This window comes from Maricaulis sp. CAU 1757, assembly GCF_054482675.1.
The window spans coordinates 208,926-221,082 of sequence record NZ_JBTLRI010000004.1 but is presented as its reverse complement, the minus strand read 5'-3'; the positions used below and the strand labels follow the sequence as shown (position 1 = coordinate 221,082).

Here is a 12,157-nt window from a genome sequence, read left to right as displayed (position 1 = left end):
GGGTCCGCGCGGATCAGGCGCCCGGCACCGGCTGGGGAGGTCCGCGCCGGATCGGCTGCAGGCGGCCATAGGTCAATGAACGCCACAGCCATTCCAGGGGGCCATAGCGGAACACGCTGAGCCAGAGCGGTGACCAGACCAGCTGCAGCGCCCAGACCAGCAGGACCAGCTTGGCCTGGTCGACGCGTTCGACGGTGCCGTACAGGCCGAGGCCCGGCGCGCCGACGAAGATGAAGATCATGATCAGGGTCTGGCTGAGATAATTGGTGAAGGCCATGCGCCCGGTCGCCGCGAAGACATGGATGATCATGCTGAACAGCTTGATCCGGGCCATGAGGACAATCACGGCGGCATAGCCGAGGGCGGCCAGGAGGCTGCCCACATAGTTGGCAGCCACGGCGGGCCAGGCAGTGGCGAGCGACCATTGGGTCGTGATCAGGTGATCGGTCGCCCAATGGGCCAGGCCGAGGCCGAGAACCAAGCTGATCGCGGCGGTGACGGCGTACTGGACACTGCTCCAGCGGGCCGAGAAGAAACCCCACTTGAACAGCGCCATGCCGATCATCATCACGCCGATGATGCGACCGCCGAACACGATGATGCCGGCGAGCTGGCCAAACAGGGCGGTCAGGGCATTGGGGGCCAGGTGGGCGATGAAGCCGCTCTGGTAGGTGGCCACCAGTTCGGCGCGGTCTTCCTCGCTCAGGGCGAAGCCCATCTCCACCGGATCGACGCCACCGGGCACGTATTGCAGGGCCAAGTAGATGCCGGCCATGAGCAAGCCGACAATGGCGGTGGCGATGAGGCCCACAAGGAGCAGGGTGCGGGGTCGCCAATGCCGCGCCATGACCACGAGCATGCCCATGAGTGCGTAGGAGACGAGGATGTCGCCATACCAGAACACATAGGCGTGGATCAGGCCGATCAGGAGCAGCCACAGCATGCGCCGATAGTGCAGGCGCGCATCCCCGTCGCCGACCATCAGCACGATGCCGGCCCCGAACAGGGCCGAGAAGATGGTGATGAACTTCATCGAGAAGAAGGTGTGGGCGATGGCCCAGACGGTGAGGTTGGCTCCGCTCAGGTCCATGTGTGCCGTCGGCAGTTCATAGGCCTGCGGGATCATGGCGAAGGCCTGGACATTCATCATCAGGATGCCGAGCACGGCCACCCCGCGTACGGCATCCAGACTGACCAGACGGTCCTGCTTGGGCTGTTGCATCCCGAAATCTCCCCGCTTGCTTCCCCGAAGGCAAAGCTTAGAGGCCTCACAAGGATTTGTCGTGCCTGTGAGCCCAGATCCGCTCATTTTGTTGCGCAATCCGTTCGCGGATAGGGGGATTGGCATGCGCATCGGTACCGGGTCGGGATATGTGGTGGCGGTCCTCTGGAGCTTTATCGGCTTGGTTTGTGTCCCGTTCGCGGCGGCGCAGGCGCCGGACGTCGGGCTGGACTGCGAGCGCGCCGAGGCGGTGCATCGGCGCGGTGACGGTGTGGCCCTGCTGGTCGTGCAGCGTGGCCAGCCTGTGTGCGAATGGTTCGCCAGCCATGTCAGCGCCGACCAGGCCTGGCCGGTGGCCAGCGGGGTGAAGAGTTTTGCCGGCGTGATGGCGGTCGTGGCCGAGGCGGACGGCCTGCTCTCACTTGACGAGCCTGTCGCCTCGACGCTGGTTGAGTGGCGCAACGAGCCCGCGCGCGCGGCGGTGACGATCGCCCACCTGCTGCACCAGACCAGCGGCCTTGCACCAACCCGGTCGCGTCGGTTGCGGGGCTATCAGGACGCGGTCGAGGCGCCGCTCGTGCACGCCCCGGGGTCGCGCTTTTCCTATGACCCGCGGCATTTCGCGGTGTTCGGGGAAGTGCTGCGGCGCAAGCTGGAAGCGGGGGCGCTGGACGCCACGCCGGCCCACTACCTGGCCCGCCGCGTGCTCGCGCCGGCCGGGGTGAGGATTGCCGACTGGGTTTCAATTGAAGGTCAGCCGGTTCTGTCGGAGGGGGTGACCATCACTCCGGTCGACTGGCTGCTGTTCGGCGATTACGTGCTGCAGGCTGCGCGCCGATCGGAAGGATATGCGCGGATGTTCCAGGGCAGTGCGGCCAATCCCGCGTACGGGCTGGGCTGGTGGCTGATCCGTCCGGACCGGGCCTTGGCGCTGGACTGGAGTGACGCGGATGAACTGCCCGCCCACTTTCCGGCCATAGAAATGGCCGGCGGCGCGGGTGGCCAACGCCTCTACCTGGTGCGCGAGCTGGACGTGGTGATCGTGCGCATGACGCGCGGTGGCGCGGCCGAACGTCAGGCCGAGTTCGATGGTGAGTGGTCGGATCGTCGCTTTCTCGAGGCCCTGCTGGGCCCGGCAGTTCAGCCGGCGAGGGCGCCGTAGGCGAGTACGCCGATATAGCTGCAATAGGCGACGAACAGGCCGAGGCCGAGGAGGCGGGTGATCGGGCGCCGGGCCAGGATGATGCCGGCGATGACCACGGACGCGGCCAGCATGACCCAGAAGTCCAACTCGATGAAATGCTCGGAGACCGGCAGGTCGCGACCAATCGCCGACGCTGCCAGGCCGGTGGCGCCGCCGACGGCGAAAACGTTGAAGATGTTCGAGCCGAGAATATTGCCGAGAGCAAGGTCGGCCTGGCGCCGCGCCGAAGCCATGATCACCGTGGCCAGTTCGGGCAGCGAAGTGCCGATCGCCAGGGCCGTCAGGCCGATCAGCGATTCGTCGACATCCAGGGCGCGGGCCGCTGCGGTACCGCCGACGACGATCATCTGGGCGCCGACCGGCAGGGCGATCAGGCCGATGACCACCGATGCCACCGTCACCCAGAGCCGCTGGGGCAGGCCCTCCATGTGTTCCAGATCGGTCAGTTCGGCCAGGGTCGGGTCGACCTTGTCGCGCCGGGCCAGGATGCCCAGCAGGCTCACATAGCCGATGATCAGCGCGAACAGGATCCAGCTTTCGAGGGTCGAGATCGTCAGGTCATAGCCGAAAATGACCAGGAGGACCGACGCGGCCAGTGCGAATATCGCATTGCGGCGAATGCCCGGCGTGGTCGTCGCGATGGCCCCGAACACGGCCGGCAGGCCGAGGATCAGGAGGAAGTTGGCAATGTTCGATCCGACGATATTGCCCAGCGCCAGCCCGGGCGCGCCGGACAGAGCCGACTGTACCGAGACCACCAGCTCCGGCGCCGAGGTGCCGAAGGCGATGATGGTCAGACCGACCAGAAGCGGGGGCAGGTTCCAGCGCTTGGCCAGACCGGCTCCGCCGCGCACCAGCAGATCACCGCCAAACAGCAGAATGACGGTGCCGACGAAAATCAGGCCGATATAGATCGGAGCAGCCATGAAGGTTCAGACCAATGCCGCTGGCACTAGTCGATGCGGCCGAATTCGATGAGATTGAGGAGAGCAAAAGGAATAGCGACGAGGCCGAGGGCGATCAGTGCGAACATGAGAAATATCCTCAGAAAATCAGGTCAACGGCGTGTACATAGCGCGCCAGTCGTGTGCTGGCCAGCGGCCGTTGCGGCATGAGCTGGAAGGCGCGGATCGAGCCTGTCTGGCGGCCCGTTATCCAGACCTGGTGGCGGCTTTCCCGCGGCATGACGCTGGGCGTTCGTGGCATCGTGACCAATCCGGACGGCCAAGTGGTACTGGTTCGGCACACCTATGTGACGGGCTGGCATCTGCCCGGCGGCGGTGTCGAGCGCGGCGAATCGGCGCTGGAGGCCCTGCACAAGGAGTTGCAGGAGGAGGCCGGTGTCCGCCCGACAGGGCCGGTGCAGGCCGTGGGCCTGTTTGCCAACCGCACGCGCTTTCGCGGTGACCACGTCATGGTCTACCGGGTCAGCCAATGGCAGGCCTGCCAGCCGGATTGCGACGGCGAGATTGCGGAAATCGGTTGGTTCGACCCACAGCAGCCGCCGGAGGGCGCAACCGAGGCAACGCGATTGCGGCTGGCCGAGTGTTTTTCGGATGAATGCGTGAGCCCCTGGTGGTCGTGAAGGCGCCCGGCCGGGCAATTGCGGTGCGCCAGCCGACCCTGCCCCTTGCGAGGGAAATGGCAGGGCAGCCGACGCACCGCGTTGTGCACACCGGGGACATTAGCGGGCTCATGCTGAATGGGAGTTGACCCAAGCGGGCCAAGTTTTGCCCCATACATGGCGAGAAACCGAGACAAGACGGTTTTATGCCCTAGGATGGGGCGAAGACGGGACCGAGATCGGACGATATGAACGACGGTGCTACCGGTGATAATCAACCCCTGAATGACGGGGGCGCTTCGGTCGATAACTTGCCCCTGCAGCGGGTTGCGGCGGCTGATGGCCTGATCGGGCAGGTCTTGCCCGGCGTCGTGGCTGTGGTCTTCATTGTCATCGTGTTGCTGGCCGTGATGGCGGGTGATCGGGCGCTGATGACCTCCGCGCGCTCCACCAATCTCGCCACGTTGCAGTCGGTCCTGACCAATACCACGCAGCGCCTGGGAACCTGGGCCGATGACCGCAAGAGCGACGTCCGGGTGTGGAGCCAGGAGCCCCTCATCGTCGACGCCGCGGCGACCCTGGCCCAGACACCGATGCGCTCCGTGCTGGAAACAGCGGAAGAGCAGCAGCTGCTGCGAGAGACCCTGTCCCCCTGGCTGACCGAGTACGGTTATCGCGGTTTCCAGATCGTCTCGCCCAATGGCACCATCCTGGCGGCGATGCGGGACACCGAACTGGCCAAGCCTTCGCCGATCCTGGATCTGGAGGCGAGCGAGGATGTTCAGCTGGATGAGGCCATCATCACGCATCCTCACCTGCTGCATGTTCCCGATGTGACAGCGCCGGGCGATAGCGGATTGGCGCATGAGGAAGCCGTCATGTACGCGATCGGGCCGATCCGGCAGGGCGACCAGACGATTGCCTATCTGGCCTTCCGCATTGACCCGTTTGGAGAATTCTCCTCGACCTTCAGCGTTGGCCGGACCGGCCGGACCGGTGAGACCTACGCCATCGACAGGACCGGGCTCTTGATGACCGAGACGCGGTATCAGGACGAACTCGTCGAGGCTGGATTGCTGGCGGGTGACCAGAGCTCCATGCTGAATCTCAGGGTGCGGGATCCGGGTGTGGACATCACGTCCGGCGGCATTCCGTCACGGCCCTATTCGGAGTGGCCACTGACCCTGGCCGCCAGTGAAGTCGTCGAGAACGGGGCCGGCCATGATCTGTACGGCTATCGCGATGCGCGCGGCGTCCTGGTGATGGGAGCCTGGGTCTGGGACGATGTCCGGAATCTCGGCATCATTTCCGAGATCGAGGTCTCCGAAGCCCTGGCCGGGGCCAATCAGGCGGTTGCGGTGCTGCGGGTGTTCGCCGTCGCCATGGCCTTCACCTTCATTCTGCTGGCCGTTCTGTTCAGCGCCCACCGCTCGATCACCCAGCAGCGCGAGATGGCGACCCATGCGGCGAACAAGCGCTTGTCCAAGATCCTGTCTACCGCCGCCGAGGGGATTTACGGCATTGATGGCCAGGGCACGATCACGTTCATCAATCCGCGCGCCTGCGACATGCTGGGCTATGAGGAGCACGAGCTGATCGGCCGCAACATGCATGCGGTCGTGCACCATTCGCGGCGAGACGGCTCGATCTATCCACGCGAGGAATGCCGCCTGCACAGCTTCGGCGAGCCGGGCGAATCGGTGGACGGGGACGTGTTCTGGTCCAAGTCCGGCCAGCCGATCCCGATCGAGGCCTCCAGTTCGCCTCTCAATCCGCTGGACAAGCACGAAGGCGCGGTGGTCACCTTCCGCGACATTACCAATCGCAAGCGCGACGAACTGGCGCTGCGGCGTTACGCGCAGGAGCTCAAGCGGTCCAACTCCGAACTGCAGGAGTTCGCCTATGCGGCCTCACACGACCTGCAGGAACCCTTGCGCAAGATCCAGGCTTTCGGCGAACGGCTCAACAACAAGTGCTATGACGCGCTCGACGATAACGGGCGCCATTACCTGGAGCGCATGGTCGATGCGGCGACGCGCATGCGGCGGCTGATCGACGACCTGCTGAGCTATTCCCGGGTCAATTCCAAGACCACGTCATTCCTGCCGGTCGATTTGCGCTCCGTTGTGGCCGACGTCCTGTCCGACCTGGAACCGCGCATTGCCGCATCCGAGGCCAAGGTCCGGGTCGGCGAGCTGCCGGCAATCGAGGCCGATCCCGGGCAGATGCACCAGCTATTCCTGAACCTGGTGGCCAATGCCCTCAAGTTCTGCAGGCCTGGCGTCCAGCCCACCATTTCCATCGAGGGCAGCGTCGAGGTCGGCGAGAATGGTGCCATGGCGCGCATCGCGGTGGCTGACAATGGTGTCGGGTTCGAACCGCGCCATGCCGAGAGGATTTTCGGCATGTTCGAACGCCTGCATGGTCGCGATGAGTTTGACGGCACCGGCGTGGGGCTGGCGACCTGCCGCAAGATCGCCGAGCGCCATGCCGGCGAACTGACCGCCTGGGCCGAGCCCGATGCCGGCGCGGTCTTCACCCTGCTGCTGCCGGTGCGCCAGGGCAGCCTGACCTGACTCGGTGAGAGCGATGCGCGAAGACCCAGAGCCGACCACGCGAATCCCGCGCCCGCCGATGCGGGAGCCCCGCTTTCTGGCTCTCCTTGTCGGCTTGCTCTGCCTCGTATTGTTGTGGAGTTTCGGGCTGATGCGCGGAGAAACCGACCTCGCGGGCATTGCCATGCTGGTGCTGCTGTCCCTGGGAATCATTGCCCTCGCGACCTGGCAGCGCGGAGGAGTCCGGCGCGTGGCGCCGGACGAGGTGGCGAACAGCGAGACTGACCGCCTGCGCCGGCAGAACGAGGACCTGTCGGTGTTCGCCAAGGCGGCCGGTCACGACCTGATCGAGCCGATCCGCAAGATCGAGACCTTCGGCGAACGCTTGCTGGCACGCGAGCCCGTGGCGACGGACAAGGCGGCGGCCCACCATGTCGAACGCATGGTCGATGCCGCGGTACGGATGCGCCACCTGATCGAGGGCCTGCGGGCTTACTCGAAAATCCATGAACATCCGCTGCCGTCTGACGTCGTGGATCTTGGCGAAGTGGCACAGGCGGCCTGGAGCGCCCAGGCCGACCTCGCGAAAGCATCAGGGGCAAAGTTCGACCTGGGCCCGCTGCCTGCGGTGTTGGGGGATGCCGCGCAAATTCACGATATGTTCGGGAAAATCTTCGCCAACGCTTTGAAATATTCCAGAGATGGCGTACCACCAGAGATCGTGGTGCGGGGCCGGACGGATGAGGAGCGCAACGCCGTGATCGAGATTTCCGACAATGGTATCGGTATTCCCGAGCGCCATGCCGAGCGGATATTCGGGATGTTCGAGCGGTTGCATCCACGGGACCGGTTTTCCGGTTCCGGCGTCGGCCTGGCGCGGTGCCGGCGCATCGTCGAGCGGCATGGTGGTCAGCTGACGGCCAGCGGTCAGGAGCAGGTCGGCATGACCTTGTGCTTGATCTTGCCGCGCGCACAGGTGAATTTGTCCTAGTCCCTGTCCAGCCCGGACAGACTCCGATACGAGGCTGCCTTCATGAGCAATGACAATCGGCTTTTTACCATCCTCATGGTCGACGACGATCCGGACGATCGTCTGCTGTTCAAGGAGGCCTGCGAGGAGGTTCGGCTGCGCAATCCCCTGGAATTCCTGGAAAATGGCGAGCAGCTGCTGGACTATCTCAAGCGCCGCGGCAATTACGCCGATCAGAAGGACAAGCCGTATCCGGGAATCGTCCTGCTCGATCTCAACATGCCGCTCAAGGATGGCCGCGAAGCCCTCGAGGAAATCAAGGCCGATGCGGACCTGCGCCATATCCCGGTGATCATCCTGACCACGTCCAAGGACGAGGATGACATCCTGTCGAGCTACGGACTGGGCGCCTCCTCCTACATCGTCAAGCCGATCTCGCTGGACCGGCTGATGCGGGTGGTCAATTCGATCGGCGAATACTGGGTCCAGATCGTCGAAGTGCCGGACCAGTCCGAAGGCCACGAGGACGACGAGGAATAGTCGAGCCTTTTCAGAGGCGACCTCATTGAATTTATGCGCTAGGCTGGCCTGCAACACGCCTGTGTTGCGAGGAAACCAGCATGTTGTTTGCGCGTCTTGCCCGGATTTCGACCACGCTCTTCCTGTCCATGGTCATGGCCTTGGCCATGCTGGCGCTGCTGGGCTTCTACCAGCCGCACTGGCTGGCCTGGTTCCAGGACGGCGCTGACCTGATCGAGGACGCCATTGCGGCCATTCCGATGGCCGACCGCTACAATAATTTCGTCCGCATCTTTGCCAGCGATGACCAGATACTGGTCCTAATCTTCACCATCATCGCCCGGATCATGCTGGCTTTCCTGGGCGCCATCGCACGCGCGCTGATGCCGGACCATCGAGGCGAGCGCAAGAACCTGCTTGGCCATATCCTCGGCATGACCAGCACGCTTTTCCTGTCCTTCATCCTGGCGATCGTGATGCTGTCCTTCATCGCCCTGACGATGGAAGGCGTGCTGCACACACTTTTGAACGGTGCGGACTGGGTCGAAGATCAGCTGGCCCGGCTACCCGTGGGCGGTCGCTGGCGGGCGGTGATCCGCTACGTGGTATCCGACGAGAAGATCGTGCTCCTCTTCTTCACCATCATCGCCCGGATCCTGATTGCCGTGCTGGCCAGCCCATTCGCCGGGCTGGCGCGACGCGACGAGCCGCGCCGGGACTCGTCGCGTCTGGCCCGGGTCTAGGGGTCAGGCCGTGTCCCGGAGCCGGCTGGCCAGATAGGGCAGGGCGGTATCCAGGCGGTAGTCGAGTGAGGAGTGATTGTCGGGGAACTCCTGGTATTCGTGGTCGACGCCGAGCTCGCCGAGTCGGCGGGTCATGCGGCGGGCCCCGTAGAGCAGGTTGTACTGGTCGATATCGCCGCAATCGATAAACAGGGCCTTCATCTGCTTGAGGCCTTCGGCGCGGCTTGCCACCATGCGCAGCGGGTCCCAGGCCAGCCAGTTGGCCCAGCGCTCGGGGATCAGCTCACACGTGTCCATGGTCACCGGCAGGCGGATGCCGAGATAGGCGTCCGGGTCGGGGTCATAGGTGGCTCCCATGGCCAGGATCATCAGGGCGTGGATGTCGTCGCCCGCCGGTTTCAGGGCGCTCTCGAAGGCCTTCATGAAGCTCTCGATCGTGCCGCCATGCTTGGCGATGCGGCGCAGGGTGTGGGCAAAGTCGGCGGCGAACATGAGTTCGAAGCCCATATCACCGGACAGACAGGCGGCGCCGGCCCAGTAATCCGGGTGCAGCAGGGCGTGGACCATCGAGCCATAGCCGCCGGAGGACTTGCCGAAACAGGCGCGCCGCCCGTGCCCGCCGCAGCCATACAGGTCCTCCACGAACGGGACGGCCTCGGAGCGTAGGAAATCGTCCCAATTCCCCATCGCCGCGGAGTTGATGTACTGATTGCCGCCCAGCCGTGTGAAGCAGTCCGGGAAGGCGATGACGCAAGGCTCCAGCGTGCCGGCGGCAATCAGGCGGTCGGCCCGTTCCGGCAGGCTCTCACCGAAGCTTTTCCAGTTCGTATGGGCCGGGCCTCCGCTGGTGAAGCCGGCGAGGTCGACGAGCAGGGGCAGGTCGCGGCCGTCATGCCCGGCCGGGACATAGACGTCGATGCGGCGCCGGGTCGGATCGCCGAGCATATTGTTGGCGACCGCTTCGCTGTCGATGAAGTGCGTCGATACCTGGCCGTGTGGAATGGAATGATCGCGGCGCATGCCTGTCTCCCCCTCAAGTGCGGGCCCAGAGTATTGCCATGGGACGGGCGGGCAAGCCGTCATGGTGAGGGCGGTGCAGTCTCATCCCGTTCCAGCGGACAGAGCCGCTTGAGCATGGCTGCAAAGCGCGCAAGTCTGGGGCATGAGTGAAGACAAGCTGTACATCTCCGCCGACGACCTTCTCGCCGACAGCGTGCGCCTGGCGCAGCTGGTCCGGCGCAGCGGCTTCGAGCCGACCCATATTGTCGGCGTGTGGCGCGGCGGTGCGCCGATCGGCATTGCGGTCCAGGAATACCTGGAATACCGCGGCATCGAGACCGACCACATCGCCATCCGGACCTCGTCCTACACGGGCATCGGCCAGCAGGCGCGCGAGGTGCGGGTCTATGGCGAGGGCTATCTTGTCGACACGCTGAACGCCGATGACCGGCTGTTGATCGTCGATGACGTGTTCGACAGCGGGCGCTCGATCGACGCGGTGCTGAAAACGCTCAGGGCCAAGTGCCGGCGCAATTTCCCGGCCGAGGCCAGGGTCGCCACGGTGTATTACAAGCCGGAGCGCAACCGGACCGAACTGAGCCCGGACTTCTTCCTGTACGAGACCGATCGCTGGCTGGTCTTTCCACACGAAATCTGCGGCCTGAGCGACGAGGAGATCGCCGCCAAGGGCGCTGTCGGCCAAGCGGTGCTGGCGGGACAATGAGCCTGCTCACACGAGCCCAGCTTTCCGGTGTGTTGCTGGTCGAGGAAGGCCGCATGAGCGACGCCCAGCTGGCAGCATGGGAAAGCTGGCGCTGCGAACCGGATGTGTCGGCGCCGCCGGGCGGCGCGGATCCGGACTTCGGCTTGTGGATTATCGGTCGCAAGGGAGCGGCCGTACTGGGCTATTCGGCGCGCACGGCGCGCTTCTTCCAGGGTGCCAGCCGGCATGCTGGCCAGGTCGAGACGCTGGTCGTCGAAGCGGATGCCCTCGGTGATCTACTGGACCGGGTTGATCTCGGGCCGATAGCCTGATCAGGTAGGAATCACAAAAGGTTAGTAGCGGCGCGTCGGGAGTTGTCTGTGCGAGTACAGTCTGGACAGGAGGGGAAGACGCAAATCGGGCCGTTCTACGGGCTGGCGCTCGGCCTGCTGTGTGTCGAGGCGCTGAAGTCCTCGGCCTGGATCGTCATGGATGCCGGTGTGCGCCTGTCGCCGCAGTTCCGCTCCTGGCTGGACGCCGAGCGCGTCGAGTTCATCCTCAAGGCCAGCGCTTTCCAGGAAACGGTGTTCTTTGCCGGAGTGGCCGCCAATTTCCTGGCCCTGTTGTGGATGGTGCGACGCTCCCGGCTGGCAGTGCCGGCCTATGTCGCCTGCATGGTGCTGTTCAATATCGACTGGGTGGTTTCCAGCCTCAACGGCATCTCTTCGCAGGCCGACATCGGCTATTTCAACATGGCCTATCAGGGTGTCGTCCTGGTCCTGCTTCTGGGGCTGCAGCGCCGCGGTGTGCTGCGCTAGGCGTCGTCCAGGCCGATGTCGAAATTGGGCGCGGAATGGGTCAGGGCGCCGACGGAAATGACATCTATGCCGGTCTCGGCGATGGCCCGGACGCTGTCCAGGTTGACGCCGCCGGACGCCTCCAGGCGGGCGCGCCCCTGTGCTGCGGCCACGGCGGCGCGCAAGTCATCCAGCGAGAAATTGTCGAGCAACAGGCTTTCCGCGCCGGCCGCCAGGGCCGCTTCAAGCTGGTCGAGGCGATCGATCTCGACGGCGATGCGGGTCATGTGACCGGCGTGTTCGCGGGCGGCCTTCACGGCCGGCTCGACACCGCCGCAGACCGCAACGTGATTGTCCTTGATCAGGATGGCGTCATCCAGCCCGTAACGGTGCAGGGCGCCGCCGCCGGCCTGGACCGCCTGAAGTTCGAAGGCGCGCAGGCCGGGCGTGGTCTTGCGGGTGTGGGCAATGGCCACGCCGGTGCCCTCGACAGCATCGACATAGCGCCGGGTCAGGGTGGCGATGCCACTCATCCGGCCCATGAAGTTGAGCGCGATGCGCTCCGCCCCCAGCAGGCCGCGCGCCTTGCCGTTGACGGCCGCGATGACGTCGCCGGCCTCGAGCCTGTCGCCGTCCTGCGCCTGGACCGAGATCAGCGCGTCGGGATCCATCTGCCAGAGGGCTTCCAGCGCCGGTTCCAGCCCGCACAGCACGCCGGACTGGCGGGCCCGGAAATAGAATTTGGCTTCGTCGCCGGCGGGAATGCAGGCCAGCGAGGTGATGTCGCCGCGACCGCCCTGGTCTTCGGCGAGGGCGCGGGTCACGGCGTCACGGACGACATGGCGCGGCAGGGGCGAGACGGGCATGGCGGATCCTTGGGA

13 protein-coding genes are annotated in these 12,157 nt (G+C 65.0%); 9 read left to right on the top strand and 4 right to left on the bottom strand.

Annotated elements, in window-relative coordinates; translation table 11 throughout:
• Positions 1-13: 13 nt before the first annotated feature.
• Positions 14-1,222, bottom strand: a complete 1,209-nt coding sequence (locus ACXYMR_RS12095) for a DUF418 domain-containing protein (RefSeq protein WP_458943128.1) — start codon at positions 1,220-1,222, stop codon at positions 14-16.
• Between the two features lie 124 nt (positions 1,223-1,346).
• Between ACXYMR_RS12095 and ACXYMR_RS12090 the strand changes: the two genes are divergently transcribed.
• Positions 1,347-2,384, top strand: coding sequence for a serine hydrolase domain-containing protein (locus ACXYMR_RS12090; protein WP_458943127.1), 1,038 nt, complete (start codon positions 1,347-1,349; stop codon positions 2,382-2,384).
• Here the strand turns inward: ACXYMR_RS12090 and ACXYMR_RS12085 are convergent.
• Entirely contained in the window at positions 2,363-3,352 is a 990-nt protein-coding gene (locus ACXYMR_RS12085) for a calcium/sodium antiporter (protein WP_458943126.1), read from the bottom strand. The two genes, ACXYMR_RS12090 and ACXYMR_RS12085, sit on opposite strands and share 22 nt — an antisense overlap.
• Before the next feature lie 185 nt (positions 3,353-3,537).
• Here ACXYMR_RS12085 and ACXYMR_RS12080 point away from each other — a divergent pair, with 185 nt between their 5' ends.
• From ACXYMR_RS12080 to ACXYMR_RS12060, 5 genes are all read left to right on the top strand, one after another.
• Positions 3,538-4,011 carry an NUDIX domain-containing protein gene (locus ACXYMR_RS12080; RefSeq protein WP_458943125.1) on the top strand — a complete coding sequence of 158 codons (474 nt, stop codon included), beginning with the start codon at positions 3,538-3,540 and terminating at the stop codon, positions 4,009-4,011.
• A gap of 227 nt (positions 4,012-4,238) precedes the next feature.
• A complete protein-coding gene (locus tag ACXYMR_RS12075) occupies positions 4,239-6,566 on the top strand; it encodes a sensor histidine kinase (protein ID WP_458943124.1) in 2,328 nt (775 codons plus the stop codon).
• A gap of 130 nt (positions 6,567-6,696) precedes the next feature.
• The gene (locus tag ACXYMR_RS12070) at positions 6,697-7,536 is read left to right on the top strand and encodes a sensor histidine kinase (protein ID WP_458943123.1); all 840 of its coding nucleotides are present in this window, start codon (positions 6,697-6,699) and stop codon (positions 7,534-7,536) included.
• Positions 7,537-7,578: 42 nt separating this feature from the next.
• Positions 7,579-8,055, top strand: coding sequence for a response regulator (locus tag ACXYMR_RS12065; RefSeq protein WP_458943122.1), 477 nt, complete (start codon positions 7,579-7,581; stop codon positions 8,053-8,055).
• A gap of 80 nt (positions 8,056-8,135) precedes the next feature.
• Positions 8,136-8,777, top strand: a complete 642-nt coding sequence (locus tag ACXYMR_RS12060) for a hypothetical protein (RefSeq protein ID WP_458943121.1) — start codon at positions 8,136-8,138, stop codon at positions 8,775-8,777.
• Positions 8,778-8,780: 3 nt separating this feature from the next.
• Here ACXYMR_RS12060 and ACXYMR_RS12055 read toward each other — a convergent pair whose 3' ends face one another.
• Entirely contained in the window at positions 8,781-9,797 is a 1,017-nt protein-coding gene (locus ACXYMR_RS12055; protein WP_458943120.1) for an alpha/beta hydrolase, read from the bottom strand.
• Positions 9,798-9,939: 142 nt separating this feature from the next.
• Between ACXYMR_RS12055 and ACXYMR_RS12050 the strand changes: the two genes are divergently transcribed.
• Genes ACXYMR_RS12050 through ACXYMR_RS12040 form a run of 3 tightly spaced genes read left to right on the top strand, consistent with a single transcriptional unit; the run spans position 9,940 to position 11,297 of the window.
• Positions 9,940-10,500 carry a phosphoribosyltransferase gene (locus tag ACXYMR_RS12050; protein ID WP_458943119.1) on the top strand — a complete coding sequence of 187 codons (561 nt, stop codon included), beginning with the start codon at positions 9,940-9,942 and terminating at the stop codon, positions 10,498-10,500.
• Complete coding sequence (locus ACXYMR_RS12045) at positions 10,497-10,811, top strand: hypothetical protein (protein WP_458943118.1); 315 nt, start codon at positions 10,497-10,499, stop codon at positions 10,809-10,811. The genes ACXYMR_RS12050 and ACXYMR_RS12045 overlap by 4 nt, the downstream gene beginning before the upstream one ends.
• 48 nt (positions 10,812-10,859) lie before the next feature.
• The gene (locus tag ACXYMR_RS12040; RefSeq protein ID WP_458943117.1) at positions 10,860-11,297 is read left to right on the top strand and encodes a hypothetical protein; all 438 of its coding nucleotides are present in this window, start codon (positions 10,860-10,862) and stop codon (positions 11,295-11,297) included.
• Here ACXYMR_RS12040 and nadC read toward each other — a convergent pair.
• Entirely contained in the window at positions 11,294-12,142 is an 849-nt protein-coding gene (gene nadC, locus ACXYMR_RS12035) for a carboxylating nicotinate-nucleotide diphosphorylase (protein WP_458943116.1), read from the bottom strand. The genes ACXYMR_RS12040 and nadC overlap by 4 nt on opposite strands.
• Positions 12,143-12,157: the final 15 nt, after the last annotated feature.